General features: G+C 38.9%; 18 protein-coding genes and 1 pseudogene. 8 read left to right on the top strand and 11 right to left on the bottom strand.

Going from position 1 to position 18,754, the window contains the following annotated elements:
• Positions 1-70 precede the first annotated feature (70 nt).
• Positions 71-883, bottom strand: coding sequence for a DALR anticodon-binding domain-containing protein (locus PN471_RS16070; RefSeq protein ID WP_271777708.1), 813 nt, complete (start codon positions 881-883; stop codon positions 71-73).
• A 372-nt stretch (positions 884-1,255) separates the two neighbouring features.
• Between PN471_RS16070 and PN471_RS16065 the strand changes: the two genes are divergently transcribed.
• The 3 genes and pseudogenes from PN471_RS16065 to PN471_RS16055 form a co-directional block, all read left to right on the top strand.
• Positions 1,256-1,975 carry a Crp/Fnr family transcriptional regulator gene (locus PN471_RS16065; protein WP_027401051.1) on the top strand — a complete coding sequence of 240 codons (720 nt, stop codon included), beginning with the start codon at positions 1,256-1,258 and terminating at the stop codon, positions 1,973-1,975.
• 668 nt (positions 1,976-2,643) lie between these two features.
• Positions 2,644-3,222 (top strand): hypothetical protein, encoded by a 579-nt coding sequence (locus PN471_RS16060; protein WP_271777707.1) that lies wholly within the window; start codon positions 2,644-2,646, stop codon positions 3,220-3,222.
• A gap of 330 nt (positions 3,223-3,552) precedes the next feature.
• Positions 3,553-3,720, top strand: a pseudogene (locus PN471_RS16055) (element excision factor XisI family protein); the annotation flags it as partial.
• Positions 3,721-3,767: 47 nt separating this feature from the next.
• Here PN471_RS16055 and dcm read toward each other — a convergent pair.
• The 8 genes from dcm to PN471_RS16015 form a co-directional block, all read right to left on the bottom strand.
• Complete coding sequence (gene dcm / locus PN471_RS16050) at positions 3,768-4,895, bottom strand: DNA (cytosine-5-)-methyltransferase (protein ID WP_271777706.1); 1,128 nt, start codon at positions 4,893-4,895, stop codon at positions 3,768-3,770.
• Positions 4,864-6,138, bottom strand: coding sequence for a hypothetical protein (locus tag PN471_RS16045; RefSeq protein WP_271777705.1), 1,275 nt, complete (start codon positions 6,136-6,138; stop codon positions 4,864-4,866). Before PN471_RS16045 ends, dcm begins: the two co-directional genes overlap by 32 nt.
• Positions 6,139-6,195: 57 nt before the next feature.
• Entirely contained in the window at positions 6,196-6,387 is a 192-nt protein-coding gene (locus PN471_RS16040) for a putative toxin-antitoxin system toxin component, PIN family (protein WP_271777704.1), read from the bottom strand.
• Positions 6,384-6,623: a hypothetical protein gene (locus tag PN471_RS16035; protein ID WP_271777703.1), complete on the bottom strand. Its 240-nt coding sequence runs from the start codon at positions 6,621-6,623 to the stop codon at positions 6,384-6,386. Before PN471_RS16035 ends, PN471_RS16040 begins: the two co-directional genes overlap by 4 nt.
• Before the next feature lie 174 nt (positions 6,624-6,797).
• Positions 6,798-7,112 carry a hypothetical protein gene (locus PN471_RS16030; RefSeq protein ID WP_271777702.1) on the bottom strand — a complete coding sequence of 105 codons (315 nt, stop codon included), beginning with the start codon at positions 7,110-7,112 and terminating at the stop codon, positions 6,798-6,800.
• Between the two features lie 376 nt (positions 7,113-7,488).
• Positions 7,489-9,573 (bottom strand): NAD(P)H-quinone oxidoreductase subunit 5, encoded by a 2,085-nt coding sequence (locus PN471_RS16025; RefSeq protein ID WP_271777701.1) that lies wholly within the window; start codon positions 9,571-9,573, stop codon positions 7,489-7,491.
• 388 nt (positions 9,574-9,961) lie between these two features.
• Complete coding sequence (locus PN471_RS16020; protein ID WP_193896818.1) at positions 9,962-10,342, bottom strand: thioredoxin family protein; 381 nt, start codon at positions 10,340-10,342, stop codon at positions 9,962-9,964.
• Between the two features lie 576 nt (positions 10,343-10,918).
• The gene (locus PN471_RS16015) at positions 10,919-11,635 is read right to left on the bottom strand and encodes an NnrU family protein (RefSeq protein WP_271777700.1); all 717 of its coding nucleotides are present in this window, start codon (positions 11,633-11,635) and stop codon (positions 10,919-10,921) included.
• A 167-nt stretch (positions 11,636-11,802) separates the two neighbouring features.
• Here PN471_RS16015 and PN471_RS16010 point away from each other — a divergent pair, with 167 nt between their 5' ends.
• From PN471_RS16010 to PN471_RS16000, 3 genes are all read left to right on the top strand, one after another.
• Positions 11,803-12,819, top strand: coding sequence for a LysR family transcriptional regulator (locus PN471_RS16010; protein WP_271777699.1), 1,017 nt, complete (start codon positions 11,803-11,805; stop codon positions 12,817-12,819).
• A 203-nt stretch (positions 12,820-13,022) separates the two neighbouring features.
• Complete coding sequence (locus PN471_RS16005) at positions 13,023-14,387, top strand: serine/threonine-protein kinase (RefSeq protein WP_271777698.1); 1,365 nt, start codon at positions 13,023-13,025, stop codon at positions 14,385-14,387.
• Between the two features lie 64 nt (positions 14,388-14,451).
• On the top strand, positions 14,452-15,519 hold the full coding sequence (locus tag PN471_RS16000) for a PstS family phosphate ABC transporter substrate-binding protein (RefSeq protein WP_271777697.1): 1,068 nt from the start codon (positions 14,452-14,454) through the stop codon (positions 15,517-15,519).
• A gap of 37 nt (positions 15,520-15,556) precedes the next feature.
• On the opposite strand, the gene PN471_RS15995 is transcribed toward PN471_RS16000, so the two are convergent.
• A complete protein-coding gene (locus PN471_RS15995) occupies positions 15,557-16,738 on the bottom strand; it encodes an aldo/keto reductase (RefSeq protein ID WP_271777696.1) in 1,182 nt (393 codons plus the stop codon).
• A 255-nt stretch (positions 16,739-16,993) separates the two neighbouring features.
• Here PN471_RS15995 and PN471_RS15990 point away from each other — a divergent pair, with 255 nt between their 5' ends.
• Positions 16,994-17,209 (top strand): type II toxin-antitoxin system HicA family toxin, encoded by a 216-nt coding sequence (locus PN471_RS15990; protein WP_271777695.1) that lies wholly within the window; start codon positions 16,994-16,996, stop codon positions 17,207-17,209.
• Positions 17,210-17,214: 5 nt separating this feature from the next.
• A complete protein-coding gene (locus PN471_RS15985; protein WP_193896828.1) occupies positions 17,215-17,436 on the top strand; it encodes a type II toxin-antitoxin system HicB family antitoxin in 222 nt (73 codons plus the stop codon).
• A 380-nt stretch (positions 17,437-17,816) separates the two neighbouring features.
• Here PN471_RS15985 and thyD read toward each other — a convergent pair whose 3' ends face one another.
• On the bottom strand, positions 17,817-18,737 hold the full coding sequence (thyD, locus tag PN471_RS15980) for a thylakoid membrane protein ThyD (protein WP_271777694.1): 921 nt from the start codon (positions 18,735-18,737) through the stop codon (positions 17,817-17,819).
• Positions 18,738-18,754 lie beyond the last annotated feature (17 nt).

Here is an 18,754-nt window from a genome sequence, read left to right as displayed (position 1 = left end):
AATAAATCGCAAAACCTGTAGGGGCGCAGGGACTGCGCCCTCGATTGCATTGCATCCTCGCGATAACCGCTTAAAGTTCCACAGGTGCAACAATTCCCAACTTGTCCTCTAACACACACCTTAAAACCAACTGAGTTGCTATCAGCAATCCCAAGCGAGCTTGAGCCAATTCTGGATCATGAATTTTCACTTCCCCCCAAATCCGACAATTACACCAAAACCGCTCAAAAGCTTGACTTAAATTCCCACCTGCCTTTTCCCAGTCAATAGAACTACTATCAGCACAAACCAAATCATCTACCACCTTAACTAATTGATAAATTAGAAAACTCTCATCAAAGTGGTCAAGAAGAAGTTTCTGCTCACAATTTAGCAAAGGTATAGAGTTAACAGCTATAAAACCATTGAAATCTGTCCTATCAAGTTCAATCAATCCTTCATTCTGTCCTAAGCGCAGCAAAGAACAACAGCGGGAATGAGCATATTGAATTGCAAAAACCTTTGATGAACTTAATGAAGTTGGTAATTGGTCATCTAAAAAATTATTCACCAAATCTCTAGTTTTTTTGGCAACTATTAAATTTTGTAACCAAGCAGCTAAAGTAGAGTCCATGAGTTCTATATGAATCTCACCGGGGGGAACTACTTTCACCCTAAATAAACTATCACTGTTTTGGGATAAATGTCCGGCAATGCTTTCGGCAAGCGTGGCGATAGCTCCAGCACCCTCCATAACTGGTAAATTCTGAGATTTTGATATTCTGATAGCCACACCAGAGATATATAAAATTTTTTGATTATATCCTCCTTGGTAGAGAGGAACTTTTATCCCTTTTATGCCTGTAATTTCCTCCTTATCAGTAAAAATACTGAGGGAAGACATTAAATACCTAGCTATTAACTGTTTAATTGCTTTATTTTGCCCAGAAAGTAGTCTATGCGACACGTATCCTTTTGTAAAAAATTATGGTGTGCATCATTTTATCCTGTTCCATCTACCTTGAGATAGAAGTTTACTGATGTCGGGAAAAATGAGAGTAGGATGAAATTTGATGAATAATGTATAAAAAATGGGTAATCTTTACTACCCTTGTTGTACAGTAGGAAGTATAAGAAAAAATAGAGAGCAATTTAGCTTTCTATCCCATTGGAGGGCTGGCGCTGTTAGGCGTTATGCCTACCCCGTTAACACAAAGACACTCCTTGCACTTTTCTTATCAAGTCTTTGTTTTCAGCCAATAGCTCTTTGTTACCTATGCAATCTCCATCTTCCTTTTCCGAAGCTTCCCGTCCTTTCTTAACCTGGCAACGTATTCTTGACTGGGCCCAAGAACACTACCGCTGCCGCACCTTCAGTAAAGACGAGCGCATTCCAGCTAGACCTGGTTTGCTCTATTTAGTCCAAAGAGGTGCTATCCGCATGGTAGGAACTGCCCAAGTCAGTGCTACTGCTAGTCAGTTAACATCTAGACGCATTAACAGAACACCCGAAGAAGCCTTCTTGGGTTTTGTGGGAGCAGGACAACCTTTTGAAATTGTTGCTCAATCTCCATTCACCCTCCAGTCTTACGCCCACGTTGACCAAACAGCCGTGCTGTGGATGTACTGGCATGACCTCGACAACTGGCCTCACTTCCGCCGTGAAGTTATGGATGCTTTTAGATATCAGCACCAGCGCAAGTTGTTATGGTTGAGTGCTTTAGGACAACGTCGCACAATTGACCGCCTCCTAGGATTCCTCACCCTACTGATTGAGGAATATGGAGAGCCTTCAATGAGCGAAACTGATCCTGATGTCATTCGTGGTTATTGCTTACCCTTCCCCCTTACCCATGCCCAAATTGGCAGCGCCATTGGTTCAACCCGTGTTACTGTCACTCGTTTAATGGGTAAATTACGTCAACGTGGCTTAATCCTTACCCAAGGAGATAATCTGATTTGCTTACCCGCTGAATCTATCAACAGAGCCAGCTAGGACCTAGTTCAAATCTCTAATGAGCAGTAGATTGATAGATGTTGACTGAGAGCTTGCCACTCTCGGACACACCAATGGCAGGTATCAGCGGATTCTAACTAGTCCAAGTTGGGTAATTAGTTCTGTGAACCTGCTCCTCATTTTCACCAATCTGTTTGACCACCACAAGCAGATTTTGGGTAATCGGGTATGAAATGTCAGCTATCTGGGACAAAAGGTTTTCTAGTGCCTTCATTACGAATGCAGCACTAATAACGCTAGATCGGCAAATTGGGGCCACCCACCTGGTTCCAATTATTGATCTTGGCTGTATAATACAGCATGAGTCAGGATTCAGGAGTTAAGAATCTCTTACCATCAGGCTTTTACTGTAGATTCTGTATCTCATTCAAGTGCATACCGCTATATAAATAATTATCTGGGAATATTTGAAATTTTAAAGATGAGTTTTTTTCTACATCCTGAAAGTGCTTAATTGTCAGAATCAGGATGTCCCGGATTAGAGGATTTACAGGATTTTTTATGAATATTTATCTGGGAATATTTCAGATTTTTAATATTAGTTTTTTTGTTCATCCTAAATATCCTTAAATCCTGTATATCCTGATTCTGGTAGTAGAAATTTACGCGATATCATCCAAATCCCACCAGGATAAATAGAGAAAAAAATGAATCACAAAGCCAAATTACTAACTTTTGCATCTGTAACTATCACGGTTTTTGCTGTTACTGTCGGAACAGTGATTGCACAGACAAAACTCACCAGTCAAGCCAAAGTAACTATTAATAGTATTGGTCCAGTAAAAATAGGTATGAATCTTCCTGAAGCTGCTGCTGCGGCTAATACTCGTTTATATGTTGGCTATGCTGGAAGTGATAGTTGTTACTCGCTGCAAACAGAAGGAGAACTCAAAGGTGTGTCATTTATGGTCACAAAAGATGATGTTAAGAGTCGTCTTCAATATATTACCAGCGATGTTATTGCCAGGGTAGATGTAGATAATTCCAAAATTACTACTCTTTCTGGAGCAAAAATTGGTGATACAGAAGCGCGAATTAAATCACTTTACCCTGGACAAATTAAAGTTACACCCCATACATATATAAAGGGAAATTATTTAACTTTTATCCCCAAAAATAAAGCTGAACAAAACTATCGCATTGTTTTTGAAACAGATGGTCAGCGTGTAATTAGGTATAGAGCAGGTAAACTACCAGAAGTAGAATATATTGAAGGATGCAGTTAACTTAATTGTCTGAATCAGGATGCTGAGGATTAGAGGATTTACAGGATTTTTTACCAATATTTATCTGGGGGTATTTCGGGTTTTGAAGATGAGTTTTTTCTTCATCCTGAAAATGCTTAATTGTTTGAATCAGGATGCTCAGGATTAGAGGATTTACAGGATTTTTTATGAATATTTATCTAGGAATATTTCAGGTTTTAAAGATGAGTTTTTTTCTACATCCTGTACATCCTTAAATCCTGATTCTGACAGTAGGGTGTGTTAGCGAAGCGTAACGCACCAAAATTGATAAAATTTAATTTCATGAATTAATGTGAGTTACGTTTATGGACAATTATTCATGTAGATATTAGAGATAGAAAAATTTGAATTCAGAGAGATATTACAGAGGAAGGGGTAGCTAGTGAGTTGGTAGATTTGGGAGTACCAAAAACAGATATAGTTTTAGGTTTTAAGCAACCTTATATGAGACAGTTTACTGATTTTGCATCGGTTTAGATTTTTTGAGTTCGTGCTTTAAAACCTTGGCGCAAAATCAAAAATATTCATCTACACCGACTAAATTCTGCTTCTGGTAAATTAGCAAATGCTTCTTGTACCGTTAAATAAGGTAATAATCCAAATAATTCAAATTTAGGACTATGAGTAGGTAACGGTAAATTAATACTACCCATATCTTTTTTACAACCAATAAAAAACAATCTCTTTCTTAATTGAGGAGTCCCAAAGTCAGCCGCTAAAAGTACACCACATGAAACATTATAACCTAAATTAATCATATTATTACAAATTTCTTGGTATAGCTTTCCACCTCCTAGACCCTTTAAATTAGATACATTTTCCATTACGAAAAAAGCAGGTTGTAAACATTCAATAAACCTTAAAAACTCATAAATCATCCCACCACTTTTATCTTGCAAACCTCTTTGTTTACCAGCTTGACTAAACGGCTGACAAGGTGGTCCACCAAATATAATATCAGGTTTATTGATTTCACCAGAAATATTTTGCCAGAAACTTAACGGATCTGTGATATGAGAAATATCTTGTTCTATAACTTGAATGAAATTGCCAAAATAACCCCTTAAAGTTGCACAAGCATCACCCCAATTATCAACAGCTACTTTAGTTTTTATCCCTGCTATATCAGCACCAATATCCATACCTCCCGCACCACTAAATAAACTCATTCCAGTCAAAGAACGATTTTCAAATCCTAATAAATTAGCTTGTTTAACTAATTGTTGAAATACAGCCTTAGCAAGTGGAACTGGAACAGCATTACCAACCTGAAGTTGACTACTGGTTAAAGTTCCCTGCAACTGTAAATCATCAGGTAATCCTTGTAAACGAGCCGCTTCACGTACAGTAATAAATCTGTCTTGATAGGGATGAACAAACTTGTTAAAAATATAACCTGTAACTGTTAATGAAGGTTTATCAGGATCAAGACGAATCATTCTTAAATTTGGTCCACCTTGTCGGTTAGGATCATGTTTTACATAGAATTTAAAACTTTCGTGCCAAAGTTCTTCAGGTAAATCTTGCATTTTTTGCCCTATTTTCAGAGCATTAATTCTTTTTTGAACATCCTCTCCTACTCGTCTTGCAATGTGATTTGAAATCACTTCTAAAGAAATATTAAAATCTAAATTTTTGGTTAATCCATTCATCTCTTATATGACTTTCCGTAAAGGTTATTATACCATCAAAGAGATTAAAAATTTCTTTTTCTGGTGGTAAATCGGCAACTATTTTTGCTTGTCTTGTTTCATCTATTGTCCATACAATATCTTGAAGTTCAAGCAAATAATCATTATAGTGACGTACAGCATGAATATTAGAAAGCAGAGCAGTTTTCACTGTTATTTTACTATGCTTTGGCTTTTCCGAAGCAGCAATTTTTAAAACTTGATAAATTCCTTTTTTAATATCATCAGTTCTATCCATACCCACACTAGACTTACTATCAGAAATAGATTCGTACCCTTCACCACTTTTTCTTTGAGGCCAATTTACTGGTCTAGGAATAGGTTGTCCGCAAGCATTAGTTAACCAATAAACAGATTCTGGTAAATTTCCCTTACCCCTAGCAGCTTTATTATATGCAGAATAAGCAATACTCCAAAACTGGAAATAACGAGAGAACAGTTGATTATCTTTATTAAAAGCTGCTCCCATTTGCTCATATATCCATACGGAGGAATTATTATTTCCCCTAATTCCTAAATTTATAAGTTCATATTTATATACCTGATCTTTCAACTGAGGAAGAATAATATGCAAATTAGATGAACTAAGAAAAGAATTATCTGTAGATGAATGTGAACGAGATAATAATTCACCTTCCTCTCCCAATTCAGTTTGTATTTCAACAGGTACTGCTAAAGGCATAGTAGTAAGTGGAGCAGCTTTAACTTCTGAAAATAAGACTATATTCTCTTTTTCGTCATAAATTATGACATCAATAGGTTCAATACCATGATAGATTTTTAAATCTTGGGAATTGATTTTAAATAATAGCTTTAAAAATACACATAATAACCGACTTGTTGTTTTGCCAATTGTTCCAGATGGAGGCTTATTTGCATGATGAAAAGAAAACCTTCCTTCCAAAATACATCTTGGACAAGCATTAGTATATGGATAAATTAAAAGCGAAGAATTATCATTTGGACAGTACAGCCATCCTTTATTAGCGAGTTTTCCATAGTATTCAGCAGCGACAATTAAATCAAATGCAGCCGCTATTGATAGTCCAGGTGCAGTAGCAGTTAGTTTTGCATTATCGAGAGCTTGCTGAATAAGAATTGTTGCTAATACTTCTTCGTGGGGATAGACTTCTAGGGGTTTAACTCTTGCTAAAAGGTTGGCTATTTCATCAACCTTAACAGAATCATCCTGATTATGTTCCATTGGTCTTTAAATAAATAATTTACTAATTATTATATAATGAATATTCATGTTTTTTACCTATTCTTGTCTGACTTCATCAGTCAACTTAAACTTCTTCCGACTTAAAACATTCTGATACTCTGCTAAAATCTCCTCAGAAACAACCCACTCACAATTAGGACTATCCACAACAAATTGAATTACATCCCTTGGTTCTCTCCCCTTGAGAACAGCAGAAACTAAAACGTTAGTATCAATAATAACTTTCATTCTCCACGCCGATAAGCTTCAATTTCTGCCGCTATTTCCTCATCTGTAACCTCTTCCACACCAGGAATAGCCTGAGTTTTATCAAATAAATTCCGCAATTTATTACTAATTGTATCCTGCGGGTTATCTTCAGCTAAAACAATAATCTCCACACGCTGTCCAACCTGAAAAGGTAAATCAGATAAAACTACCTGCTTAGGGTTTTCAATGGTGATATAAGTCTTGTAAGCATTCATAATTTATTCTGCTATTTATCCTATATATATTTTAGGATACTTTTCTTACTTTGGGTCTACCCTTCGGGATCTCTAAGAGAGATTGCGGTAAATAAAAAACCCAAAAAATATCCATCATTAAAGCCTCATTAATAACTTGTTGACGAACTGATTTAGAAATAGATGACACTGGTATTATACTAGTTGTTCAAAATCTGGAAGAGAAAAACCTTTCCACTTTAAAAGTGCATAGGCATAAGCTTTTTTCAGCATTAAATAATCAGCACTCACTCGCAGAGATTTCAACAATAATCTATCAGATTCACTTAATTGATTATTTTGATTTTTTTCTAGCAGTTGAAAATGTAATTCTTGCTGACTTTCTGGAACTTGACCTTGAGCAATATTTAATAATTCCTCAATCGTCAATTCTTGCATAACCGTTAATTCCCCTTGTAATTCCAGAGGTGCATAATCAACAGCAGGAGGAGCATTAATTTGAGTAGTCATAATTTATGGTTGTATTTGACCTATATACATTTTATAACATTTCTCTTCCTTTGCCTGAGATATAAATTATGGTAAAGGAGCATTTTTAGTTTTATGAATATTGATCTGGAATATTTCAGATTTTAAAGATTAGTTTTTCTAAAAATTCTTAATTGTCAGAATCAGGATGCCCAGGATTGGAGGATTAACAGGATTTTATATGAATATTTATCTGGAAATATTTCAGATTTTAAAGATTAGTTTTTTTCTACATCCTGAACATCCTTAAATCCTGGAAATCCTGATTCAGACAGTATGCTTCATTAACTCCGTGTCCTCTGTGCCTCTGCGTGCAAAAAAAAACAATCCAGGGGCGGACAAACCGCCCCCATTAAAATCAGGTAACACCAAAAACAATCACTAAGCCCAAAACAGCCCCAAAAACGATCAAGGCATAGAATTGAACCCGACCATTTTCCAAGTATTTCAAACCTTCACCACTGACAAGAGTAAAGAAACCCGTGAGGTTAACAGCGCCGTCAACAACGCGGAAATCAACTTCCATAACTTGTCTAGCCACACGACGCAAACCGAGAACAAAGACACGATGATAAATGTCATCAAAGTACCACTTGTTCAAAGATAGATCGTATAGCGGTTGAATGTTTTTAGCGATCGCACTCGGATCAATTTTACGAGCCAAATACATCAGCACCGCCAAAGTAATCCCCACCACAGAAATCGCCACAGAACTACCCGCCATCACATAAAACTCATGGGGGTCAAACTCCGCAGCCTTTTCCATAACTTCTGCTAAAGTTTCGTTAGGAGAAAAGATAAACTGCTCAAAATAATTGGCGTAGGGAGTTCCCACCAAACCAATCAACATTGAAGGAATAGCCAACACCGCCAACGGTAAACTCATCGTCCAAGGCGACTCATGGGGCGAATGGCTGTGTCCGTGGGAGTCATGGGAGTGACTAGCCAATTCTCCCTTTTTCATCGCCCCAGGACCAAAATTAGGAGCTAGTTCTACTGTCCCTGATTTCTGTGCCAAAGCAGCAGCCGCATTTTTGAGTTTTACCTTGATTTTCTCGTCATTACCCCGGAATTTACCTTCAAATGTTGAGAAATACATTCTAAACATATAAAAAGCTGTAATCCCTGCTGTCACCCAACCAATAAACCACAGGAAAGGGTTAGCAGCAAAAGCCGCACCGAGAATTTCATCTTTTGACCAGAAACCAGCAAAGGGAGGAATCCCTGCAATGGCCAAGCAACCAATCAAAAAAGTGAAACTTGTCACCGGCATATATTTTCGCAGTCCGCCCATTAACCGCATATCTTGGGCTAATACAGCATCATGACCAACAACTGATTCCATGCTATGAATTACCGAACCAGAACCCAAGAACAGCATCGCTTTAAAATAAGCGTGGGTCATGAGGTGGAATAATCCCGCACTGTAAGCGCCCACACCCATAGCCATAACCATGTAACCCAGTTGGGAAACGGTGGAATAAGCCAAACCCTTTTTGATGTCGTTTTGGGTAATGGCGATGGTAGCCCCCAAAAACGCTGTAAATGCCCCAGTATAAGCAATGACGTTCATTGCGGCTGGGACATTTTCAAATACTGGGTACATCCGGGCAATGAGGAATACACCCGCCGCCACCATTGTCGCCGCATGGATGAGGGCAGAAATAGGTGTAGGCCCTTCCATTGCATCTGGTAGCCAGACATGGAGGGGGAATTGGGCAGATTTAGCCACAGGTCCCAGGAAGACGAGAATTGCCAACAGAATGGCGAGGAAATTGCTAATAGAACCGGTTTCTACTAGGTTGGATAGGCGATCGCCCATAATCATGAAATCAAAGCTGCCTGTCGCCCAGAACAGCCCCAAAATCCCCAATAGTAACCCGAAGTCACCGACGCGGTTGGTGACAAATGCCTTTTGACAAGCATCCGCCGCTGCTTTGCGATCATACCAAAAGCCCACTAGCAAGTAGGAACACATTCCCACCAGTTCCCAGAAAATATAAACTTGTACTAGGTTAGGACTGACCACCAAACCTAACATTGAAGAGCCAAATAAGCTGAGATAGGCGTAAAATCGCACGTAACCTGGATCATGTGCCATATAGCCATCGGTGTAAATCATCACCAAAACGGCTACTGTTGTGACAATCACCAGCATTAGAGATGTCAGGTGGTCAATAGTGTAGCCCATCGTCAGGTGAAAATTACCTGCTGATGCCCATTCCAAAGTCCAAAGATAAGGCGCGTGGCCTTGAATTTGACTCCACAGTAAAGCCAACGACAGCGCCATAGAAGCCCCCATCAGGGAGATAATGACTATAGCATTTAGTTGTCGCAAGCGGTTCGTCACCTGATTTATCGAGATTAGCCCTAGACCGACCAGTGTTGCTCCCAAAAGAGGTAATACTGGAATCAGCCAGGCATACTGATAGATTACTTCCATCACTAACGCCTACTTTTAGAATTCTGTACAAACAAATGAGAAGATGAAAAAATCAAAATTCAATGGGGTGAGGGTTTGTGTTTGGGAATGAAAGACTAGAAATTATTTACTAATCTCTACTGCTTTTAATAGCCCAATACCTTCAAGTTAGCTTGAATTTTCCCACCTCAAACTTCAGTTAACTGAAAATTTTCACCAACTGCTCATAATTGTGACACACACCCTTGAGGATAAAATACCCCACCCGATACCCTTTGGGTGGGGTGTTAACCATGGTTTTAGATTTGCTTCGTTGTTAGTTGTCAGTTGTCAGTGGCAAATCTTTTCTCCCTGCTCCCTGCCCCCTGCCCCCTACTCCCCTACTCCCCCGCCTCTTACCTCCTAACTCCTAACTCCTGACTCGGTGACTCCTGACTCCTGCTGTATCTATTTTTTCCTGATTTGTATATGCGAGTTTAATTGCTTCTAAGGCTAGACGTAAATCGTCTCTACTCCGAAAACCTTCCAGTCTTTGTCTAACTATACCTTTTTCTATCAACAGTAAGGTTGGTAATGATTTCAGTCTATAAGTATTTGATAGCTTGAAATTTTGATCAGCGTTAACTCCCACCAATTTAAGGTCATCACCACATTGAGTCTGAAATTGTGATAACAGCGGGTGAATGATGCGGCAAAGCCCACACCAGGGAGCTTCAAAATTCACCAAAACGGGAACAGGGGATTCTAAAACTTCTTGAGTAAATGTCCGTTCATTAACCGACAACACCATGATGCCTCTTGTGATTATAAGGTTTTTATATCAAAAGTTGGTTGTCAGCAGGAACAAATTGGTAATTTATACCATTTTGAATTTTAAATTTTCTAGCAACAGACAAGACGGAGGATATCAATTGTTTCGTGTTAACGCACCATAGGTATTGATGAAATTCAGCCGACAACAGGGTTTTACTCCTGACTCGGTGATTCCTGACTCCTGCTATTAAAGATTTTGATGTTTCCTGCTGACAAAATAGCCACCGTGTACACCGCGCTGGCTGTTCTACATTTTCAATCTTGATTGCTATTGATTGCTACTGCCTGGGAAAAATTTGACAATGCTGAGAGTGCGGGTTATTGCAGTCTCTACATTGCTATTTATTGCCTGTTTCCAGTTTGGTGGATGACTATTTCTTGTTTACGAGTATAAAGCCCACTGAAACCTGATGAGTAAATTATTTTTCTGATCCCAGGGGAAAAAATCTAATGATATATGTTTGAGTTTATCGTACATTGTTTTGGTAGCAAGTGATCAGGACAAAATTTTGTTAAATTTATATGTTTTGTTGATCTTGGGGATCACACTAAACTACCACATTATCATACTTGTTGCCACTAATAACAAGGGGTGAGACCACCATAATAGACCTGTGAAAATGGCAACTCCTAAATAAGCAGGGCGGAGAAATTCCTGCCAGTGTAAGGATTGACGACCATCAATAATCGCTTGAAAGGGGATAATGGAAGTTCGCTGTTTGACAAGTTCAAAGGCTTCTCCATAACGTTGACTTAAACGGCGATCGCCATGCCATACTCCAAATAGATGATGTAGTACCAACCCAATGGAGGTGACAAGGGTAAAACTAGTACCTAGCCACAAGGTATGGGCTACACACCAAATAACTTGTCCCACCATTTGCGGATGACGGGTAATACGGATAATTCCTGTTTCATAAAGATGAACTTGGGGCTTTTGAATGGCAGCAATTTCTAGTAGATTGAAGGTAGCAGGATATAAAAATAAAAAGGATATAGCTGATAGTACCCAAACTAATGTGCTTACGCCTGTTATGTCCTGTACTTGCCAAAGTTGCTGTCCATCATAACGGTGATTAAAAAAGTAAACAATTAAGATCACAGCCAAAGAGAGGCTAATTAATGCAAAGATAATGCGATAAAGCCTAGATCCAATGTATTTTTCTGCCCAAGGACGTAAAGCTGCCCCTCCGCTGTGAGCGATCGCAAAAACTAATTGTAACCCTAGTATGACAAAATGACTGGAGGTAAACCAATGATTGGGCATCATATATACAACTCAATTCAAAATTCAAATCAGCTAGTACCGCAAAGCAAAGTCAAAATTCACGGTTCTTTAAATGTTAACAATGCCATAAATCATGCTTAGTTACCAAACTATTCATTTCGATTTATTTTTAAAGTTACTCATGCACCCCAGTTTATGGGTTAAGCCTTATGTCTGACCTTCCTTTTACCTTAGATCAGTTACGTATTCTCAAAGCGATCGCCCAAGAAGGGAGTTTCAAACGGGCGGCTGATAGCCTTTACGTCTCCCAACCCGCAGTCAGTTTACAAGTTCAAAACCTAGAACGGCAACTGGATGTCCCTCTATTTGATCGAGGTGGTCGTCGCGCTCAATTAACTGAAGCTGGGCATTTACTCCTCAGCTACGGAGACAAAATCCTCAGCTTGTGTCAGGAAACCTGCCGCGCGATTGAAGACCTGCAAAATCTTCAAGGAGGGACATTAATTGTAGGCGCATCTCAAACCACCGGCACTTATCTTCTGCCGAAAATGATCGGTTTATTTCGACAAAAATATCCAGAAGTGACTGTGCAATTGCACGTCCATTCCACCCGCCGCACCGCTTGGAGTGTATCTAATGGCCAGGTTGATCTGGCGATTATTGGCGGAGAAATTCCCACAGAATTAGGGGAATCTTTAAAAACTGTTCCCTATGCTGAAGATGAATTGGCGCTCATCTTACCTACCTCCCATCCCTTTGCCAAATTAGAAACCATCCAAAAAGAAGACCTATATAAACTCCAATTCATTGCTCTTGACTCCCAATCAACTATCCGCAAAGTCATTGATCAGGTTTTAGCCCGTTGTGATATTGACACCAGACGGTTTAAGTTTGAGATGGAACTAAATTCCATAGAAGCTATTAAAAACGCTGTCCAATCAGGCCTAGGTGCTGCCTTTGTTTCTACATCAGCGATCGCTAAAGAGTTACAAATGGGTGTCCTGCACCGCACCCCTATCGAAGGAGTTGTGGTGAAGCGCATACTCTGGCTGATATTTAACCCCAACCGCTATAGATCCAAAGCCGCAGAAGCATTTAGCCAAGAAATATTACCTCAGTTTGCTAATCCTGGCTGGACTCAGGATATGTTGAAAATGTCACAGATGAATCCGGTGATCAATAGTACATTAGATGTAGCGACATCTAGCTCTTCTGATGCCAGCTAAACATCTTGTTACCAAGTATAAGTCATTAGCTATACTAAACACGGGTGGGATATAAAGTTTTGCGAAATGACAAAGAAACTAGATGTGTAGTAGTAGGGGTTTAGCTCATGCTTTACCCCTACCGTTAGAATCAAATAATCAAACCGTTTTGAGTATAACAACAAATTGCTAATTACCAGTAACTCCTCTGACTAACAACTAATATGGAAGTCTACTGTACTCGTCCCTACTGTCAACGTCCCAAAAATTTCTTCCCCGATTTAGATGATATTACGACACTAAAAACAGTATCGCAAAAGTTTTGTACTGACTGCGGTATGCCTCTGATTTTACGTGACCGATATTTGCCAATTAAACTTTTGGCAATTGGGGGTTTTGGGGCTGCTTTTTTAGCAATTGATCGTGATAGTCCAAAAATAAAAAAATGTGTAGTTAAGCAGTTTCAACCCAGTCAGAAGTTAACAGCAGAAGCTTTGGAGAAAGCCAAAATTCTCTTTGCACAAGAAGCAGGTGTTTTAGAAGAAATTGGTAATGAACATCAGCAAATACCTAATTTATTTGCTTTTTTTACGATCACAGTTCCCAGTTTACAAATAAATCACTCAGAGCAGTTTTTTTACTTAGTTCAGGAATATATTGATGGACAAACTCTAGAAGAAGAATTAAAAGAACAGGGCAATTTTTCTGAGCAAAAAGTGCTGAAAATATTTAGGGAGATTCTTCCAGTTCTTCAGTTCATCCATGATAAAGGTATTATCCATCGAGATATTAAACCTTCTAATATCATGCGTCATTATGATGGTAGATTATTTCTATTAGATTTTGGTGCGGTTAAGCAAATTGCTAATTCCCCTGGTAGTTCTGCTAATTCTACAGGAATTTATTCTGCCGGATTTGCACCCCCAGAACAAATGAAAGGTATTCAAGTATTTCCTTCCACAGATTTATACACTTTAGCTGTCACCCTGTTAATATTACTTACTGGCAAAGAACCAGATAAGCTATTTGATAGCTATACTGATCAGTGGCAATGGCGATCTCAAATCACCGTCACCCCCCGACTAGCAGATGTTTTAGATAAAATGCTCCTATCTGCTGCCAGTCAACGTTTCCAGTCAGCCAGGGAAGTCCTAGAAGCTCTTTTTCCTTCCTCCGTTGCACCCACAGTATTGCCACCAAATCCACCACCTAATTTACCAGCAATTCAGCAATCAATACCAGCTTTTGCTACTTGGGAATTATTAGTTGCATCTGCCTTTAGCGGATTTGAAGGGGCTTTAATAGCGATCGCTCTGTTTAATTTATTCAAAAACCCGATTATTACTTTCGCCATTTCTGTTATGATTTTGAGTATTCTAATTTTTGCTCAAACTAAACGCTGGCTAGAAAAATATGACTTACTAATTCTTGCCGTCATCAGTTTTGTAATCATCTATTGTATCCCTTATTTACGAAGTAATATTGCCATTGAATCACTAATTATCTTGGCAGTGGTAGCTGCATTAATCTCCACAGCAATAACAACATTATTTCGACTTATTTATAAATTAATATCTTCAATATTGTAGGTTTGGCAATGCCCAGAAAACTAATAATATTTCAGAAATCAAATAGTATCAACAAAACCACATTATGTCTCAAAAAAAAGAAACCCTGCCCCTACTTTTATCTCTGATTCTGACCATTAGCTTAGTTTTTGCTGGCTTATGGTTTTTAATGGAACGTTGGGCGCAAATTACAAAGCAAAATCCCAACAATCCTAGTCCCACAAACTCTCCCACTCAGAGCATCAGTAACAACGTTATCAATCCTAATCCACCAGCCACCAATTGCAACATCCCCAATTTACCACAGGGCATATTTAATTATGGTGGTAGTACAACATGGGCCCCTATTCGTCGGGACGTGGATTCAGTATTAAAAAGTAATTGTCCTCAATTTGATTTACGTTATACCCAACCCATTAACGAAAAACCAGGTTCAGGAACCGGGATTAAAATGTTGATAGCCAGTCAACTAGCTTTTGCTCAATCTTCCCGTTCCATTAAACCAGAAGAAAACGCCACAGCCCAAGCCAAAGGATTTAGTTTAAAAGAAATTCCTGTCGCTATTGATGGGATTGCGATCGCAGTTAATCATAACTTAAATATCCCCGGATTAACAGTTGCCCAAATCAAAGACATTTACACCAGCAAAATCACCAATTGGCAACAACTAGGTGGTACAAATTTACCCATTATTCCCCTATCTCGCAGTAAAGAAGCCGGTGGTACAGTAGAATTTTTTGTCGAAAACGTTCTCAATAAAGATCAATTTGGCAGCAATATTAATTATATTGGTACAACCACAGAAGCTATCAGAAAAGTAGCCATTACTCCCGGAGCAATCTATTATGGTTCTGCCCCAGAAATTGTCCCCCAATGCACAATTAAATCCCTACCAATAGGGCGGACAAGTGACCAATTAGTAGCACCCTATCAACAACCAGAAACAACTCCATCTGAATGTGCCAACAAGCCTAACCAATTGAATTCTCAAGATTTTCGCACTGGTAACTACCCAATCACCCGCAATTTATTTGTGATTGTCAAACAAAATGGTCAAACAGATCAACAAGCAGGAGAAGCTTACGCTAATTGGTTAGTAACACCTCAAGGACAAGAACTGATTGAAAAAGCCGGATTTGTCAGAATCAAATAATTAGCGTCCGCTATAAAAGTCATCTGTTCACTGTTCCCTACTGCTGAGATAAACGCTTTATCTCTGCACTTCCTAATATATCCTGGGCTTTCGTTAACATCTGAATAATTTTTTCAGATTGGGGACTATTAACAAGACATTCTCTTAAATCTAATTCACCTAACTTATCAGCCCGATTACCAGGAAACCAATGATTAGCCTGTCCTAAGAGATTGTAGCGCATTTTCCCATAGTCAATCATGTCATAAGCCAAAGCCAAATTCAACAGCCACAAAATCACCCGTATATTTATTTCTCCTGGCGTTTCTTCCCAAGTTGGTAGATTCGTTTCCCAGGTTTTTACCCAATCTTCTCCTAAAATATTGACCGCTTCCGATTCCAATCTAGAAATAATTGGTGGTAAAATTTCTGCCGCATTATCTAACAATGGCAAAGTCTTTAAATGCTCATTAAAATCAGTTGGTTTTGCTGCCCCTATACTCAAAGTATGCACTTGAGGACGACTCAAACAAAATAAATCATTAAACACCATTGGACTCAAAGGCGCACACAAATCAACTAACTTTTGGGAAGGTTGATATAATAACCCACCTTTATTAGAAGGACTAATAATAAATACACCCATATCTAATTTATTTGCAGCTTCAATAGCAGCCCAATTCCATTGGTTAATATAGTACCAATGCAAATTCACATAATCAAATTGATTACTATTAATTGCTTGCAAAATTATATCTATGGAACCATGAGTAGAAAAGCCAATAAATTTAATTTTACCTTCAGACTGTAACTGTCTTACTACCTCTAAACAACCACCTTCACGAATACTATAATCCCAAGTTTCCGCATTATTAATGCCATGTAACCCAAATAAATCAACATAATCTAACTGAAGATAAGCCAAAGATTTTTCAAAGGTTTGGCGAAATTTTTGAGGGTCTGCAACAGGAGAAACTTTCGTTTGCACTATTAAGTTTTCACGGGGAAACTGAGGCAGAATTTTTCCCAACTGCATTTCTGATGTTCCATAACCCCGTGCAGTTTCAATATGATTAATTCCCAATTCTACGGAACGACGAATTACAGCTTCTAGATTTTCTTGATTATCTGTGGGAATTTCCTCCGGTGTGACATCCTGCCATTTATATTGATAGCGCATTCCCCCGCAGGAGAAAACGGGCATTTGTAATTCTGTCCGACCAAAACGTTTGTATAGCATTTGTGAATTTTTAAACTATCTTAGGACTTACTTGTTGACAAACTTTACTAAGTATATGTTCCGTTTTTTCGTTGCTTCTACGGTGCGTTAGACCCAATAATTTTACTACCATTAGCCATATTTTTCCATCTGACGCACCCTACTAACAAAGCTGGAAATGATTAATTTCGGTTGATGCAGATCATGTCTAATTTGTATAGCGCGTAAGTCCCATATTCATATAAAATTATAAGGACAAAGAAGTAGGCAAAATTAATGCCCAGAAAAATTCGGGAATTAAACGCTGAGATTAAACAAAAAGGGTTTGTATATCTACCAAAACGAGGGAAAGGCAGTCATGAGAGATGGAGACATCCTTTGATTAGAAAAACACTAACAATTCCAGGTAAAGATGGGGATGATGTGCCAACCTACCTAGAAAAGCAATTAGGAAAGTTATTAGCTGAACTAAAAGAGTTAGGGGAGAATTAGGACTTATGAATCAATACAGTATGATTGTTCAATGGTCAGATGAAGATCAGCTTTTCTTAGTAACTATTCCAGAATTTAGTCATCTTGTGATCATGCCCTGCACTCATGGCAAAACCCGTCAACAAGCAATTGATAACGGTGAGGAAGTAATTGAAATGTACTTAGAAGCTTGGAAAATAGAAGGTGAATCTATCCCTCAACCAAACACACTACAAATTGCTTCGTGACATACTCCACACACTCCCTTGCAGGTGAGTGTGGGCTTCTGAGGGACTCTTCTTTGAAGACATTAACTGAGCTTTAAAGCCCTATGTCCTAGTGACTTTTGGAGATAATTTTTAACTTTTGTAATAGGCTGCTTTTCAGCACTTAATTTGGGTTACACCTACCACGAGAAAAACAAAAAAAGTGTTCGTTCCTCATTGACCAATATTGCTGATTTCGCTATGCTCAATTTTGCTCGTTGGTCAATTCTTCACTCACGCGTATTCATCTCATCACCTCCCTATCGGGTAGGTCAGAACAGGGTAGGCAATACCACCCTACTTAGGTTTTTTAGGTAAATTCTGTATCTCATTCAAGTGCATACCGCTATATCAACTAAGAATTAGGTGAGAATCTGCGTTAATGCTGATTGCAAATTCGGATATTGATACTCAAAACCTGACTCTAAAGTGCGTTTGGGTAACACTTTTTGTCCTTCTAAAACTACCTTTGCCCCATCTCCTAATATAGCTTCTATGGCAAATCCCGGCACAGGCAACCAAGAGGGACGATTCATGACGTTACCCATAGTTGTACTTAAATCATTCATACGGACTGGTTGAGGGGCAGTGGCATTATATACTCCCTCCATTGTTGATTTAGTTAGAGATTGGATAATTAAACCGACAATATCATCTAAGTGAATCCAGGAAAACCACTGTTGACCACTACCAATAGGTCCACCGGCAAAGAGTTTAAAGGGGGTGATCATTTTCCCTAAAGCGCCACCATTGCCCAAAACAATCCCAAAGCGTAAAATTACTAACCGCACACTGGTATCTTTTACCTTAGTAGCTTCCTGTTCCCATTCTCGACAGACTTGAGAGAGAAAGTCGTTACCAGAGGCGCTATCTTCATTAAAACTGGCCGTTTCACTAGTTCCGTAGTAACCAATAGCCGAAGTGTTGACGAGGATACTGGGGCGAGGATTGGCTTTAGCTATAGCTTCGACAATTTTTTGTGTTCCCAGTTTGCGGGTGTTGAGGATTTCCTGCTTGCGTTCTGGTGTCCAACGTCCCTCAGCAATGGGTTCTCCTGCCAAATTCACGACTCCCTTGCAACCAGCTATAGCATCTTGCCAAGTGCCGGATACAGTAGGAGTATAGGCAATAATTTCTAAGTTAGGAAATGCTGGGGAGGGAAATACCTTTTGAGCAAAGGTAGGATTGCGGGTTAATACCAAAATTCTATGACCTTCCGTGTGTAGTCTTTCTACTAACCGACTACCCACAAATCCTGTTGCACCACTAATTGCTATTTTCATTGATACCGTGTGTTGTT

Origin of the sequence: Aphanizomenon sp. CS-733/32, assembly GCF_028330045.1 — a bacterium.
In the GTDB taxonomy this organism is placed as follows: domain Bacteria; phylum Cyanobacteriota; class Cyanobacteriia; order Cyanobacteriales; family Nostocaceae; genus Dolichospermum; species Dolichospermum gracile.
This window is presented reverse-complemented; position numbering and strand designations above follow the sequence as displayed.